Source organism: Paenarthrobacter sp. NPDC057981 (genome assembly GCF_042886835.1).
Lineage (GTDB): Bacteria > Actinomycetota > Actinomycetes > Actinomycetales > Micrococcaceae > Arthrobacter.
Window position 1 is genome coordinate 95,522 of sequence record NZ_JBHVQI010000008.1, and the last position, 14,317, is coordinate 109,838.

At 62.8% G+C, this 14,317-nt stretch carries 16 protein-coding genes, 1 other RNA gene and 1 riboswitch; of the genes, 6 read left to right on the forward strand and 11 right to left on the reverse strand.

Translation table 11 applies throughout. The features are described from left to right. Window positions 1-18 precede the first annotated feature (18 nt). The 3 genes from smpB to ACFVSI_RS10115 all read left to right on the forward strand — a co-directional run bounded on the left by smpB (window position 19) and on the right by ACFVSI_RS10115 (window position 2,143). Window positions 19-489 (forward strand): SsrA-binding protein SmpB, encoded by a 471-nt coding sequence (gene smpB / locus ACFVSI_RS10105; protein ID WP_387822663.1) that lies wholly within the window; start codon window positions 19-21, stop codon window positions 487-489. Window positions 490-589: 100 nt separating this feature from the next. After that, window positions 590-958: a transfer-messenger RNA gene (gene ssrA / locus ACFVSI_RS10110) on the forward strand. Window positions 959-1,162: 204 nt separating this feature from the next. Next, window positions 1,163-2,143 carry a S1C family serine protease gene (locus ACFVSI_RS10115; protein WP_387822666.1) on the forward strand — a complete coding sequence of 327 codons (981 nt, stop codon included), beginning with the start codon at window positions 1,163-1,165 and terminating at the stop codon, window positions 2,141-2,143. 6 nt (window positions 2,144-2,149) lie between these two features. On the opposite strand, the gene ACFVSI_RS10120 is transcribed toward ACFVSI_RS10115, so the two are convergent. Continuing rightward, on the reverse strand, window positions 2,150-2,524 hold the full coding sequence (locus tag ACFVSI_RS10120; RefSeq protein ID WP_387822669.1) for a hypothetical protein: 375 nt from the start codon (window positions 2,522-2,524) through the stop codon (window positions 2,150-2,152). A 31-nt stretch (window positions 2,525-2,555) separates the two neighbouring features. On the opposite strand from ACFVSI_RS10120, the gene ACFVSI_RS10125 reads away from it, so the two are divergent. Next, the gene (locus ACFVSI_RS10125; RefSeq protein ID WP_387822672.1) at window positions 2,556-4,010 is read left to right on the forward strand and encodes an MFS transporter; all 1,455 of its coding nucleotides are present in this window, start codon (window positions 2,556-2,558) and stop codon (window positions 4,008-4,010) included. Window positions 4,011-4,029: 19 nt separating this feature from the next. Here ACFVSI_RS10125 and ACFVSI_RS10130 read toward each other — a convergent pair whose 3' ends face one another. From ACFVSI_RS10130 to ACFVSI_RS10160, 7 genes are all read right to left on the reverse strand, one after another. Next, window positions 4,030-4,743 (reverse strand): metal-dependent transcriptional regulator, encoded by a 714-nt coding sequence (locus ACFVSI_RS10130; RefSeq protein WP_387822674.1) that lies wholly within the window; start codon window positions 4,741-4,743, stop codon window positions 4,030-4,032. A 9-nt stretch (window positions 4,744-4,752) separates the two neighbouring features. Further along, window positions 4,753-5,574: a class I SAM-dependent methyltransferase gene (locus ACFVSI_RS10135; protein ID WP_387822677.1), complete on the reverse strand. Its 822-nt coding sequence runs from the start codon at window positions 5,572-5,574 to the stop codon at window positions 4,753-4,755. Between the two features lie 101 nt (window positions 5,575-5,675). Then, window positions 5,676-7,079: an aminotransferase class V-fold PLP-dependent enzyme gene (locus tag ACFVSI_RS10140; protein WP_387822680.1), complete on the reverse strand. Its 1,404-nt coding sequence runs from the start codon at window positions 7,077-7,079 to the stop codon at window positions 5,676-5,678. 31 nt (window positions 7,080-7,110) lie between these two features. Next, window positions 7,111-7,224: riboswitch (SAM riboswitch) on the reverse strand. Window positions 7,225-7,395: 171 nt separating this feature from the next. Next, the gene (gene hisN, locus ACFVSI_RS10145) at window positions 7,396-8,220 is read right to left on the reverse strand and encodes a histidinol-phosphatase (protein ID WP_387822682.1); all 825 of its coding nucleotides are present in this window, start codon (window positions 8,218-8,220) and stop codon (window positions 7,396-7,398) included. A 54-nt stretch (window positions 8,221-8,274) separates the two neighbouring features. After that, window positions 8,275-9,390 (reverse strand): ribosome small subunit-dependent GTPase A, encoded by a 1,116-nt coding sequence (locus ACFVSI_RS10150; RefSeq protein ID WP_387822685.1) that lies wholly within the window; start codon window positions 9,388-9,390, stop codon window positions 8,275-8,277. A 2-nt stretch (window positions 9,391-9,392) separates the two neighbouring features. Then, on the reverse strand, window positions 9,393-10,760 hold the full coding sequence (aroA, locus tag ACFVSI_RS10155; RefSeq protein ID WP_387822687.1) for a 3-phosphoshikimate 1-carboxyvinyltransferase: 1,368 nt from the start codon (window positions 10,758-10,760) through the stop codon (window positions 9,393-9,395). A gap of 6 nt (window positions 10,761-10,766) precedes the next feature. Beyond that, a complete protein-coding gene (locus tag ACFVSI_RS10160; protein WP_144659828.1) occupies window positions 10,767-11,282 on the reverse strand; it encodes a DoxX family membrane protein in 516 nt (171 codons plus the stop codon). Between the two features lie 180 nt (window positions 11,283-11,462). Here ACFVSI_RS10160 and ACFVSI_RS10165 point away from each other — a divergent pair, with 180 nt between their 5' ends. Both ACFVSI_RS10165 and rsrA read left to right on the forward strand, forming a co-directional pair. Next, window positions 11,463-12,266 (forward strand): sigma-70 family RNA polymerase sigma factor, encoded by an 804-nt coding sequence (locus ACFVSI_RS10165; RefSeq protein WP_387822690.1) that lies wholly within the window; start codon window positions 11,463-11,465, stop codon window positions 12,264-12,266. Then, entirely contained in the window at window positions 12,263-12,523 is a 261-nt protein-coding gene (gene rsrA / locus ACFVSI_RS10170) for a mycothiol system anti-sigma-R factor (protein WP_018776387.1), read from the forward strand. The genes ACFVSI_RS10165 and rsrA overlap by 4 nt, the downstream gene beginning before the upstream one ends. A 113-nt stretch (window positions 12,524-12,636) precedes the next feature. Here rsrA and ACFVSI_RS10175 read toward each other — a convergent pair whose 3' ends face one another. The 3 genes from ACFVSI_RS10175 to ACFVSI_RS10185 all read right to left on the reverse strand — a co-directional run bounded on the left by ACFVSI_RS10175 (window position 12,637) and on the right by ACFVSI_RS10185 (window position 14,253). Further along, window positions 12,637-12,711 (reverse strand): 50S ribosomal protein bL37, encoded by a 75-nt coding sequence (locus ACFVSI_RS10175; RefSeq protein ID WP_369299106.1) that lies wholly within the window; start codon window positions 12,709-12,711, stop codon window positions 12,637-12,639. A gap of 79 nt (window positions 12,712-12,790) precedes the next feature. Beyond that, complete coding sequence (locus ACFVSI_RS10180; RefSeq protein WP_387822693.1) at window positions 12,791-13,405, reverse strand: PadR family transcriptional regulator; 615 nt, start codon at window positions 13,403-13,405, stop codon at window positions 12,791-12,793. Further along, window positions 13,405-14,253 (reverse strand): DUF4097 domain-containing protein, encoded by an 849-nt coding sequence (locus ACFVSI_RS10185; protein ID WP_387822695.1) that lies wholly within the window; start codon window positions 14,251-14,253, stop codon window positions 13,405-13,407. The genes ACFVSI_RS10180 and ACFVSI_RS10185 overlap by 1 nt, the downstream gene beginning before the upstream one ends. Window positions 14,254-14,317 lie beyond the last annotated feature (64 nt).

Here is a 14,317-nt window from a genome sequence, read left to right on the forward strand (position 1 = left end):
CTACTAAGGAGTTCTACCGTGCCCAAGGAAAGTGGCCGTAAGGTAGTGGCCACCAATCGGAAGGCCCGGCATGACTATCATGTCCTCGATACCTATGAGGCTGGCATCGCGTTGATGGGTACAGAGGTGAAATCCCTCCGTGAAGGCCATGCCTCCATGGTGGATGGCTTCTGCACCTTCTATAACGACGAGTTGTGGATGGAAGGTATCCACATCCCTGAATACAACCAGGGGAGCTGGACCAACCACGCCGCGCGCCGCCGTCGTAAGCTGTTGCTGCACCGCGAGGAACTGAACAAAATCTCGCACAAGATCCGCGAATCCGGCTTCACGATCGTGCCACTGCAGCTCTACTTCCTGGACGGGCGGGCCAAGGTGGAAATCGCCGTTGCCCGAGGTAAGAAGGACTATGACAAGCGGCAGACGCTTCGTGAGCAGCAGGACAAGCGCGAATCCCTTCGCGAGCTGCGTGAGCGCAACCGGCGCTGACACGCACAACGCCAGTGGGAATGACTAGCCCGCTGAATGCGTTATGATTGGTAGTCCGACGGGGACCCAAGTGGTGCTTGCCGGTTTGGTAACAAAATACGGGGATGATCGGTTTCGACGATGTTAGTCGCGACAGGTGAAGCGGGCCGAGGATGCAGAATTATCTCGTAAACGCTGTCTGCAAACCAATAAGTGCCGAATCTAAGCGCACTGACTTCGCTCTCGCTGCCTAAGCAGTAAGACAGTCCGTCAGCCTGGGGTTGCTATCGCCCCGGTTCCTGGCGTCATTTAGATAGCCACTGCTGTTTGCCTTCGTCATTGAGGTAAACGGGACTTTTAGATGACTGGGCCCGGATCAGCCACCTGTTCGCAGGATGGCTGGGGCCGAGAAAATCCGACGCGAACTGCGCCCGGAGAAGCCCTGACAACACGACATCGGACGGGGGTTCAATTCCCCCCATCTCCACCCTTGGCAAAGCCCCTGGATCCTCGCGGTCCAGGGGCTTTGCCGTGCTCTGGGGCCCGGCGCCCTGAACCCAGCCCCGTCAGGCCAGCCGTTCACCCACGGCGTAGCAAGCAAAGGACTACAGGCACGGCTTCGACCGTTGAAGTGGATAGGCGCTTCGCCGGGTTTTCCGGCAACCAGCGTTGGCGAGGCAGCGGGAGGTACAAGATGAGCATCGAGCCGGATTTCGCAATGGAGGAACCGGACGAAGGGCAAGCCCTCGACGACTACTCACGGGTGGTGATCAGGGTAGCGGAGTCCGTAACGCCCCATGTTGCCGCCATCGAAATGATGAGTACGGGGCGCCGGGGCCAAGTCCGCGTCGGCAGCGGCTCCGCAGTGGTCTTCACCGGGGACGGATATATGCTCACCAACGCCCACGTTGTTGCCGGACTCCAATCCGGCAGGGCTGTCTTCGCTGACGGCAAGCAGACGGATGTTGAACTGGTGGGGGCGGATCCCTTGTCCGACCTAGCCGTTGTACGTGGCCTCAAGTCCACCCCTCCACCGGCACTGCTGGGCGATGCCGACACCCTGCGCGTGGGCCAACTGGTGATTGCAGTCGGGAATCCGTTGGGACTCGCCGGTTCAGTGACCGCCGGCGTAGTGAGCGGCTTGGGAAGGTCCATTCCCGTCCGGGCCGGAGAGCACAGGAGGGTCATCGAGGACGTCATACAAACCGACGCGGCCCTCAACCCCGGGAACTCGGGAGGCGCGTTGGCGGACACCAAGGGCCGGATCGTGGGGATCAACACCGCGGTTGCAGGCTTGGGACTCGGCCTGGCCGTGCCCATCAATGCGACAACCCAACGCATCATCGGCTCGCTCCTGCGGGACGGCCGCGTCCGCCGGGCCTATCTGGGACTGGTGAGCACTCCTATCCCGCTCGACGCCAGCGCCGTGGTGAGGACAGGCCAGAAGGAAGGCTTGCGGGTGGTGGAGGTCATTGCCAATTCACCTGCCGAGAAGTCCGGGTTGCTGCCGGGCGACCTCGTGCTCCGGGCGCAGGGCCGGGCAGTGTCCAGCGCGGAAAGCCTCCAGAAGCTGCTCTTTGAGGGAGCCATCGGCCTACCTTTCCCGTTGACAGTGCTCCGGGATGGCAAGACCGTTCAGCTGACGGCTTTCCCTTCGGAAATGAGCCAGCAGTGAGGTAGGTCAGGCCTGGTTCTCCGGCACGTCCACGACGCCGACAAAGCGGCTGCCCACGCCGTCGTACTCACTCCGGACTTCACCAAGGAAGAGCTTGGGCAGCTCGCTGTTCCTGTGGGTTCCGCAGTAGACAAAAGAAAAGTCAGGCCACCACTTCTTGGGGCGGACAGCCTCGGTGTAACCGCACACCGCGCAGCTAAGGTGGACCCAGACGGGCCGCTTTCCGGTTCGGTTGGCGCGCGACTGCACCAGCCAGGCCGGAGGATTGTCCTGCAGCTGACGAAGATCGGCCTCGGAGAGGCGGGAGGGAATGCCGTGGCGCTGGGCCATTTCCATCGGAATATCAAGGGCCAAGGCGGCATCACGTCTGCTGATCACCATTCAACGATACGGGACGTGGCGGGCGTAGGCTGTGCTCATGACTGACGCTCCTGCCTTGCCCCCGAGTACTCCGCTGCAAAAACGGGTTCTTGTCGTGGCAATCGTGGCGTCCTTCATTGCCATCCTGGACGGTTTTGTGGTGAATCTCGCACTGCCGGCCATCGGCAGGGAACTGGGCGGCGGACTGGTGATCCAGCAGTGGGTGGTGGATGCCTATCTGCTGACGTTGGGGGCGCTGATCCTGGTGGCGGGTTCCTTATCCGACCATTTCGGGAGGGCACGGATCCTTGAGTGGGGCCTGGCAGGCTTTGCTGTGACATCCATGCTCTGCGGTTTGGCATGGACCGGCGAAATCCTGGTGATTTCGCGGGCCTTGCAGGGGATTGCGGGCGCACTTCTGGTGCCAAGTTCATTGGCGATGATCATTACGTCGTTCTCCGGCCCCGCACAGTCGAAGGCCATTGGCCAATGGTCGGGGTGGACCAGCGCAGCGGCTATCGTTGCTCCCCTGATCGGCGGCGCCGCCGTGGACCTTCTTTCCTGGCGTGTCATCTTCTTTATCAATGTAGTCCCCGCGGTGGCGATCTGGCCGGTTCTTGCAGGCCTTCGTTCCTCGGATGCAGCCCGGGACAGGACGAAGCGGATCGACTACCTTGGTGCGTTCCTGGCCATGGTCGGCCTGGGTGGACCGGTCTTCGCATTCATTGAACAGGGTCGCTTGGGGTGGGGGAGCCCGCAGGTGTGGGCGCCCCTGGTGCTGGGTGTGCTGGCGATGATCCTGTTCCTGGTCCACGAGGGCCGAACCGCGGATCCCATGTTGCCGTTGGAGCTGTTTGCCATACGGAATTTCGGCTGGGGAAACCTGGCAACGCTGGCCATTTACGCCGGGATATCGTTGGGTTTCTTCGCCATGGGTATCTATCTGCAACAGGTCGGCGGAATGGGCGCCACAATAGCGGGTGTTGCTTTGCTCCCGGGAACAGTCATCCTGATGGTCGGGGCGTCGTACTTCGGCGGTCTCGCCGGCAAATACGGTCCCCGCTGGTTCATGACGGCCGGTCCGCTGCTGTGCGGTGTGGGTTTCCTGATGTCACTGTCGGTGCAGGAGCCACTCAACTACTGGACTCAGGTGCTGCCGGGCCAGATCGTTTTCGGCGTTGGGCTGGCGACGCTGGTAGCGCCGCTGACGGCAGCCATCCTTGGTGCTGTCCCGCAGGCCGAAGCCGGGATCGGGTCAGCCGTCAACAACGCCGTCGCCCGCATCGCAGGCTTGATCTCCATCGCTTTCGCGGGCGTCATTGTGGGGCCGGTGTTCACCAGGCAAGGGCTTTACAACGCCTTGGTGGCAACAGCGGTTCTGTTCCTGGCCGGGGCCATCGCGTCCGCCGTCGGGATCCGCAACCCGGCGACCCCGGCGGCAGCCGCCGCTGACCGTGAACCTGGTGCAGCGTCCGACGACGGCGGCGCAGCCGGGCAGCGCAGCTGACCATTTACGGGCGCGGTGGTCAGCGGGCGGGAAGTACGCAGCCCGGGTGGGGGCCTGCGCTTTGAACCCACAGAGCGGAGGCGACTTCTTCAGCGAGGTCAAATTCGCGTCCGTTCTGGCCGCTTCCGATCCTGACCACCAAGGCTCCGCCAAAGGGCTTGCGTCCCATGACCTCCACGGGAGCGTCCAGTGGAATATCCTCAGCAGCCAGATACCTCAGGAGATCCGGGTTGTCGTCGCTGATGCGGGTGATGCGGCCCGAGTGACCTTGGTCGAGCTCGTTCATGCGGTAGGCATGCGGCAGCTCCACGGTGCCGTCGGCCGAGGGGATCGGATCACCGTGCGGGTCGCGTTCGGGATGGCCGAGCTTCGCAGACATGCGTTCGATGAAGGTATCGGATACCGCATGCTCCAGCATTTCGGCCTCGTCATGGACTTCGTCCCAGCTGTAACCGAGTTCCTCCACCAGGTACGTTTCGATGAGGCGGTGCCTGCGGACCATGGAAAGGGCCAGGCGCATGCCCTCCGGGGTCAGTCGGATGGCACTGTAGGGTTGGTGGTCAACCAGGCCTTGGTCCTTGAGCTTGCGCACCATTTCGGACACTGACGAGTTGGCGACGCCAAGGCGCAGGGCGAGCTGCGAGGACGTGATCGGCTTGTCCTGCCACTCCGTATAGGAGTAAATGACCTTGACGTAGTCCTCGATCGAGGAGGAGGGCGTACTGGTCTTCACACTCCAAGCCTACCGTGGCAAGGCATCATGGACGTTATATGCCCGCCAGGTCTGTGTCAGGTAAGGCAGCTGCACCGTATCGCCGGGAGCGTGGCCGAGGTGCTCGTAAAGGTACCACTGCAAGTTGCCCATGACTTTGGCCCGTGTGGCTTCGTTGGCGCGCAGATAATAGCTCCGCGACTTGGTCAGCTCCATGATGTCTTCCGGTGACAACGGATCCTCCCACTCAGTGAGGTGGCGTTCCAACCCCTGGAATTCCGGGCCGATAACTGGCCGGAATCCCGGCTTGTGGACATCCCCGGCATGCATGATGCGCGAAAGTCGGTGGACCCAGGGAACCGAAGTGTCCAACTGGTTCCAGATCAGGCCCAAGACGCCGTGGGGGCGGAGGATTCGTGCGATTTCCGTGCTCGCTGTGAGAGGTTCGCACCAGTGCCAGGCCTGGGCAACGCTGACGACGTCGAATGCTGAGTCCGCCAGCCCTGTTGCCTCGGCCGTTCCCTCCGCTGCATGAACGTCGGGATAGGCATTGCGCAGTTGCTCCAACATGTCGGTGGAAGGATCGACGGCGGCAACCTCAAGTCCGCGTCCAGCCAAAAGGGCGGTGAACTTGCCCGTACCCGCGCCGAGATCTGCTGCGGTTGTGGACCCCTCGGGTACGAGCCAGTCCACGGAGTCCTGCGGATATCCGGGCCGCACACGGTCGTAGTGCTCGCCGCCGTCCTGGAAGCTCCGGCCTAGCTCGTGCCGACGCGAGGCATGGAGCTTTGGTCCACGGGGTCCGGCGGGGCCGGGTATGCCGGGAGCGCCTTCGGGTGTGCGCAGGGACACGCGGGACTCCTTCACGGGATAGCCAAAAGATACCCTACGAATTTACCCTCGGTCCGGGAATCGCGCTTGGTCAGCCGTGCCTACCGGCCGACCGTGACCCTTTAGTCGACAGTGCAGGGAGCTGCCCCTGCGGTTCCCGGGGTATTGGGCGCCCACTCGGGGTAACTGCGGTGGTCGTTGGCGGGAACCCAGCGCCCTTCGTCAACAACGTAGTCCCAGCCCAAGCCGTTGCGCTTGAGTTCCTGGATGCCGGCGAGCAACCTGGTGGCGTCCTCCAACCGGGAGCCGACTCCGAAGCTTGCCCGCAGGGATCCCGACGGCAGACCCAGGCGCTTGAGCAAAGGGTGCGCGCAGAAACGGCCATCGCGGAGGCCTACTCCGTGCTCGGCGGCCAGATACGCGGCGACCAGCCCTGCGTCGAATCCTTCGACGGAGAAGTTGACCACGCCGATGGTGTCCTCGGAGTCGCTGAAGATCCGGTGGACCGTTACGCCGTCGATGGCTTCCAGGCCCTCAACGAGGTAGCTGCGGATGCCGGCTTCGTGAGCGTGCCAGGCGTCCTCGTCCAAGCCAGCGAGGACCTGGGTGGCTCGGGCGAGCGTCGCAGCTCCGAGAACGTTGGGGGAGCCGCCTTCGTGCCGGGCCGGACCCGTGGCCCAGCTGACCGAATCCAGGCGGGCCTCACGGACAGCGCCGCCACCTGCCAGGTGCGGGACGCCGGCGTCGAGCCAGTCCGGGCGACCAACAACGACTCCTGCACCGAACGGCGCGTAGAGCTTATGTCCGGAGAACACGATGTAGTCCACGTCCGCCTCAGCGATGTTGACGCGGCGGTGTGGGGCCAACTGGGCAGCATCCACGACGATCCTCGCACCGTACTGGTGCGCCAGGGAGGCCAGCCGGGCAATCGGCAGGATCTCACCGGTGACGTTCGAGGCACCGGTTACTGCGAGCAGGCTGATACCGCCCTGGGCCAGTTCGGCTTCAATCTTGTCTACGGTGCCGGCCAGGGTGGACTCCGCAACGACGCTGCGGTGCGGGACTCCCTGCCAGGGCAGGAGGTTCGCGTGATGCTCAATGTCCAAGTACAGGACCTCGCCAGCGAACTGGCCATTGACGTGGGGCAGGCAGCCAGCCAACAGATTCAGCGAGTCCGTGGTGTTCCGGGTGAAGATCACGGAGTCATCGTCACGTCCACCGACGAACTCACGGACGATGTTCCGTGAGTTTTCGTAGACCGACGTGCTGATTTGCGAAGCGAATCCAGCCCCGCGGTGAACGCTCGCGTAGTAGGGCAGGACCTCGTTGAGGTAGGCGGAAACAATCGTCAGTGCCGGAGCCGACGCACCATAGTCAAGGTTGGCGTAGCGGACGTGGCCACCTTGGATCAAGGGAGCCTGCAGTTCCGCGCCGGTGACGGCGGCGAGCGGACGGGCTGCGGCAGCAGTGGGGGACTCGTCGATGAAGGAAGAAATGATGTTTGAGTTGAACGTGGCAGTGCTCATGGGACCTCACTCAAGAGGGACCCCCTCAGGGGATCCGCGCTTGCCGCATCCGTTCCGGACCGGCCGGGTCGTCACCCGGGGCACCCCACCGCGAATGGAGGGTTGCCGGCCAGCTAACCGGGGTTTAGCGCTGGCACTCGTGACCTGTAAAAAAGGCTAAGGCACGTCCGTGGAAGGGTCCAAAGCCTCGGAGTTTTGTTAAGCCGTTTGTTACGTGGGATTGAAAATCGTGGGTTCCTGCGAATAAAAAGCGGCGGCTGCCCCAAAACCGGGGCAACCGCCGTCGAATATTCGATACACGCAAAGGTGGCAGGAGTCAGGCCGGAGGCTGAAGGAGGTCGTCCAATCCGGGGTTGAGTCGCTTCAGGACTTCTGAATGCAGAATGGAGTTTGTGGCAAGGGCGTTGCCGCCGAACGGGCCGTCTTCCCCTTCAAGGGAGGTAAAGCGTCCCCCGGCCTCGGTGACGATGGGAACAAGAGCGGCCATGTCGTAAAGATTCAATTCGGGCTCGCAGGCGATGTCCACAGCTCCTTCGGCCACCATGCAATAGGACCAGAAGTCACCATAGGCGCGGGTGCGCCAGAGGTCCTCGGAGAGCCCCAGGAACTCGTCCAGGTTTCCACGTTCTTTCCAGCCGGAGAGGCTGGAGTAGGACATGGAGGCATCGGCGAGGCGGGAAACGTTGGAGACCTTCAGGCGGGTTGCCGATGCCAGGGACCGGCCCATGTAGGCGCCCATGTCCTTGGCTGCCCACCAGCGCTTGCCCAGGGCGGGAGCGCTGACCACGCCTACAACGGGTTCGCCTTCGTCCACCAGCGCAATCAGCGTTGCCCACACTGGAACACCCCGGACAAAGTTCTTTGTGCCATCGATGGGGTCGATGATCCAACGTCGCGAGCCGTGACCGCTGCTGCCGAATTCTTCGCCAAGGACCGCATCACGGGGACGCGAGCGCGACAACTGACCGCGGATGGCTTCCTCAGCGGCCTTGTCCGCATCGGTGACAGGTGTGAGGTCGGGCTTGGTTTCGATCTGCAGGTCCAGGGCCTTGAAGCGATCCATGGTCTGGGCGTCGACGGAATCGGCCAGGACGTGGGCAAGGCGCAGGTCGTCGTTGTAGGTGGAAGCGGGTTGGGTCATGCCACCAAACTATCCTGAAACGCGCGCGGCGGTGGGGAGGTCAGGGCATGACTGTCAGTTAACTGTGCCCAGTTCCTTGGCTTCCTTGGCTTCCAGGCGGGGATCCGCGCCCAGGAGGCGTCGCAGGGACGCAAGGCGTGCCACACCGGATGGTCCCGCATGGCCATCGTTGACCCACGCATCCAATCCGCAGTTCACAGCGGTAGCGTCATGCTTGCAGCCGCGGTCGCACGTCTCTGTTCCAGGCTCGAGATCCGGGAAGGAGTGCAATATCCGGTCAGGATCCACGTGGGCCAGGCCGAACGAACGGATGCCCGGGGTGTCAATGATCCAACTTCCGGACGGTGCATCGGCCAATTTGAGGGCCAAGGCTGACGAGGACGTGTGCCGGCCCCGGCCGGTCACTGCGTTCACGCCGCCGGTGGCACGTTCAGCTCCGGTCAGGGCGTTGACCATGGTGGACTTACCCACGCCGGAGTGGCCCAGCATGACGGTGACTTTCCCACCCAGATAGGACCGGAGTTGGGACACCGCATCCCGGTCCAACCGCGCTGACAAGCCGTCATCGGAGCGTGCATCGATGCCGCTCGCTTCAGAATCGGCGGTGCGGCTGATGATCACGGGAAAATCGAGGCTGAGGTAGTTCGCCAGCAACTCAGTGGGATCTTTGACGTCGGCCTTGGTGATCAGCAGCAGGGGCTCAATGCCGGCGTCGTACGCCGCCACGAGGGCGCGGTCGATGAATCCGGTGCGTGGTTCCGGATTGGCTGCTGCAACAACCACCACCAGTTGGTCGGCGTTGGCGACCACTACGCGTTCAATCGGATCTGTGTCGTCCGCGCTGCGGCGAAGCAGCGTCCTGCGTTCCTCCACCCGGACCAGGCGTGCCAGTGTGTCGGGTGACCCGGAGACGTCGCCTACCAATGCCACGAAGTCGCCCGGAACAACAGGGTTCCGCCGAAGCTCGCGGGCGCGGGCTGCGATGACGACGCGCTCGTTGGGAGTGTCCTCATCCACGATCGCCCGGTAGCGTCCGCGGTCAACGGTGATGATGCGTCCGATGACGGCGTCGTCGTGGCTCGGGCGGTCCTTTGTCCTGGGCCTGGTTCCCTTTTTGTTTGGCCGGATCCGGACGTCGGATTCATCCCATGAACGTGCGTCGCGCCCCATGGTCAGTTGCTGTCCCCGTCCGGGGTGGCGGATTCGAGCATCCGCGTCCACATGTCCGGGAACTCGGGCATGGTTTTGGACGTGGTGGCTATGTCCTCCACCTGAACGCCTTCGACGGCGAGTCCGAGGATCGCCCCGGCAGTGGCCATGCGGTGATCGGCGTAGCTGTGGACCACCCCGCCATGAAGGGCCGCGGGACGGATTACCAAGCCATCAGCGGTCTCTTCGGCGTCGCCGCCAAGCCGGTTGATCTCGGCAACCAACGCCGCGAGGCGATCAGTTTCGTGTCCGCGCAAGTGGGCGATGCCCGTCAGCCGGGAAGGGCCGTCTGCAAGTGCGCACAAAGCGGCGACCGTGGGTGCAAGTTCGCTGGTTTCGTCGAAGTCGGCGCCATGGATGGATGCTCCGCCGGTCACGGTCAACGTTCCCTCGTGAAGGCTCACCGTGGCCCCCATTGCTGCCAGGATGGTGCGCCACATGTCGCCCACTTGGGTGGTGCCGGCGGGCCAGTTCGGGATCCGGACTGTGCCGCGCGTGGCCAGGGCTGCCGCCAGGAACGGCCCTGCATTGGACAGGTCCTGCTCGATCCGCCGGTCGAAAGCGTTGATGGTGCCAGGAGCTACGCGCCAGTGGTTCGGCACCGAATCATCAACAGTAACCCCGACGCTCCGGAGGACCTCAACGGTCATGGTGATGTGGTCGAGGCTGGGAACGGGTTTGCCTACGTGCTCCAGGTGGAGGCCCTCAGTAAAGCGCGCGCCCACCAAAAGCAAGGCCGAAACAAACTGGGAGGAAGCGCTGGCATCGATGACGAGGTGCCCGCCGCGCACCTCGCCGGTGCCTTCCACCGTGAAGGGAAGGGCCGACGGCGTCCTGCCGCCTTCCGCTGCCACCGGTACTCCCAAAGCCATCAGTGCCTCGATGATGGTGCCCATCGGACGGTTGCGGGCATGTGGGTCGCCGTCGAAGATGGTAGCTCCGGTGCGCAAAGCAGCCAGCGGGGGCACGAACCTCATCACGGTCCCGGCCAAACCGCAGTCGATGGCGGTTTCATCGCTGGAGGCTGTGGGATCCAGGGGAGTGATTTCCAGGTCGGGTCCGTAGTCGCCGTCACCGGGAACCTCTGTGACCGTAGCCCCCAATTGCCGAAGGGCCTGGATCATCAGCGCAGAATCGCGCGAATGCAAGGGAGCACGGAGGCGCGAGGGACCATCCGCCAAAGCTGCCAACACGAGGAACCTGTTGGTCAGCGATTTTGAACCGGGGACAGTTACTGTGGCATCGACTGGCCCTTTGGCATAAGGAGCCGGCCACAGCGGAAGGTCGGCGGCTTTGCCTGTTGCGGTATTGGCGGAGGTGGTTCCTGTCATGCTTCCTTATGCTCCAACTGCGTTGTCTACGGCCTTGCGCACCGCTTTATCTGCCTTCTTGATCTGCTTGCCGGTCACCTTGCGGGCATCGGCTGCCAGGTGCTCTGCCCGCCAGGCGATGCTTGGCCGCCCTTCAGTGTCCACCGATGCCAGCAGCACGCCGCCGGTCAGTGAAATGTTCTTCAGGAGCTGGGCCTTCCGGGCGCTGCGGGCCTCTTTGGTGCTGATGTCCGCCGAACGCCATTCGACGTAGGAGTTCAGGGCCGATGTCAACGCCAGAACCGTGGCGGCGAAACGGGAAAGCTTGCCGAGTCCGAGCAGCACCCCTGCACCAAGCTGCGCACCTCCAAGAACACGGGCGAGGGTCTTCTCATCGGTTCTGAAGGGAAGTGATTCCGAGGCGCGCCGAAGGACCGGGGAGAGTTGCTTCGCGGTGTCATCGGCGTTCTTGAGCTTGTCCAGACCTGCGACGACGAAGCTGGACGCGAGCATAGGCCGCGCGAGAAAACGGATAAAAGACATGGTGTGCCTCCTGGGTGGCTTGCCACACTGTTCGATGATTGTTGTGTTCACGGGGTGCAGTCGGGTTCTAGTCTTGCACCTTTGCGGAATATTTACCCGGCAGCGACCGTTGTGAGTTTCAGGTGCGGTGAAGACCGGACTGCGGCACGTTGATGCCGCTCGCTGAACGGAGTTGGTTTTTTGACTTTGGTGAAGGACCGCATGGTTCTGCCCGAGGCCGGGTATGGGGTGCAGCCGGATTCTCCCAAGCTGACAGTAGACTTGGCAACGATGAGCACCATTGAACCGGCCGCAGCGGCCATGTACGAAGCAGCCGAAGTGACGGACGATGACAACGCTCCGGACCAGGCCGTCGTCGATATTGCAGCTGAGAGCCCTGAGCAGCGTCGCGAGCGCTTTGAGCGCGACGCCATGCAGTATGTAGACCAGCTGTACTCGGCCGCCATGCGCATGGCGCGGAACCCGTCGGACGCGGAAGACCTCGTCCAAGAGGCCTACACCAAGGCATTTTCGGCGTTTCACCAGTACAAGCCCGGAACCAACCTCAAAGCGTGGCTGTACCGGATCCTGACCAACACCTACATCAACCTTTATCGGAAGCGGCAGCGTGAACCGTTGCAGTCCAATTCGGACACGATCGAGGATTGGCAGCTGGCCAAGGCGGAATCGCATACATCGGCAGGCCTGCGATCAGCGGAAGCTGAGGCGCTTGACCATCTGCCGGATTCAGACGTCAAGAACGCGTTGCAAGCCATTCCTGAGGAGTTCAGGCTGGCTGTTTATTTCGCTGACGTCGAGGGATATGCCTACAAGCAAATCTCGGAGATTATGAACACCCCGATCGGCACTGTCATGTCGCGGTTGCACCGCGGCAGGAAGATGCTCCGGGACATGCTGGCGGACTACGCCGCCGAACGGGGCTTCAAGGCCCACACTGAAGATCAGGCCGCGGCCGGAAGCAACAATCAGGAGAAAGAGAAATGAGCGACTGCCAGGGATTGGGCGATTGCGACGATACGCGAATGCAGCGGATCTATGAGTACCTCGATGGCGCCTTGACCCGCGAGGACCTCACGGAGATCAAGCAGCACCTGGACACGTGTGAAGAATGTGCGGAGCAGTATGACCTTGAGTGCCTTATCCGCACCATGGTCAAGCGCTCGTGCACCGAATCCGCGCCGGAGAACCTCAAGAACTCCATCCTGGACAGGATCCATTCCATCAAGCCTGTTGATGCCTGATCCAGGCGCTGGTTCGAAAGCAGCCCCGCGTTAGGGGGCTTAACGCCAAGGGCCCCGGAAACCGCATGGTTTCCGGGGCCCTCGCTCTTAAGCCTTGACGCTAAGCCGCTGGCTTAGGTGTTGGGACGCTTGCCGTGGTTCGCGCCGCCGCGCTTACGGTCACGACGCTTACGTGCACGCTTGCTCATAGCTGGCCTCCTTCAATGATTGATACTCAATAGAGCTGCCCTCCAGTTTCGCACATCAGGGTGCCGCGCCGCGAACCGGTCAGCTGTTCAGTGAGTTCCGGATGGAGATACGTGCCTGGTCCAGCACTGCGCGCACGGTCTCCAATGCCACCGGGGTCAGGGGCTGGGATGCTCCGTGTTGTCGCAACTCCACGCGGATATCGTCCCGGAAGGCCTGCACCATCAATTCGGCTTCCTTCAGCATCCGCTGGCCCTCGGGTGTGTGGCCCGCCGTACGGCTCCTGGACGTGGCGGACGCGGCGCTGGCGCGGGCTGCTTCGGCCGTCGCGGCCAGATCGGCCCGGAGGCCGCGCATGTTGCTGCGGATATCGGCCCGCAAGTTGTCCGCCAGCCGCCTGACCGAAGCCGAGATGGTGTCTTCCACATCCGCCAGTTCTTCCCTGCGGCTGTCCAGTTCAGCGCGTCCGGCGGCGGTGATGGAGTACTTGGTGCGGCGGCCTTCGGTCTCTGTGGCAACGAGTCCTTCCTCTTCCAACTTTCCCAGGCGGGGATAGATGGTTCCTGCGCTGGGGGAGTACGTCCCTCCGAAGCGATCGCCGAGGGCTTTGATCAGCTCATAGCCGTGCTTGGGGCCTGACTCCAACAGCGCAAGCAAGTAAAGCCGCAAGGCACCATGGGCGAACACAGGAGGCATCAGAGGCCCGCTTCCCCTGGTGAGTGCGGGCTGTTGCCGGCCGCAGGTGCTGATCCATGGATGATGTACGTCTTTCCGGACACCGTATTCGTGCGGACAAGCATGAGCCGCTCATCCGGTCCCACGATGGTGTGCACATTGCTTCCGGGTTGAGCGTACAGCTGGTCATCGATCACCACAGTTCCGCTTGCCGACTTGGCCACGATATCCAGCCCCACATCGTGGGGGAGCCTGATGGTCAGGTCGCCTGAGACTGAGTTGGCTCCAAGGTCGTTCGTGTAGCCCTGGAGATCGAAGCTGAGGTCGCCGCTGACCGTACTGGCGCGGACGTTTGTGAAGGTTCCCGACGCCGTGACCTCACCGGAAACGCTCTTGGCGGTCAGGACGCCGTCGTGGTTCCTGGCGATCACTTCGCCACTGACGGTATTGACATGCAGTTCGCCGGTGGTGCCGTCCGCCATGACTGAACCTGACACCGTGTTGAGGCGGATACGGCCACCGGTGCCGGAGACCATGCCGTCGCCGCTCACCGTTCCGGCTTCGACGTCGACGCCGGGTGGCAGCGCAATACCGACCACCACTGAGTTGGTACTGGTGTTGTTAACCGTTCCCATCAGGTTGCGGAACCACCCTTGGGGGCCCTGCAGCTGGTGGCGCACTTCCAGGCGCCCGTCCACCAGCGTCACCGTCAGGGGGTCGCCGGTGATTTCGCTGATTTCGATGCGCACAAAGGGTTCGTCGTGCGTCACGATGTCGAAGCGGCCTTTGACGATGCCCAGCTTCAGGGAGCGGACATTGTCCACTTCAATGGTCTGCGGGCCCGTCACGGTCCATAGTTCCTCTGACATGATCCCTCCAAGTTGCGATATATCGCGTTGATGAAATCACGATATATCGCGTTTCTCCGGAAGG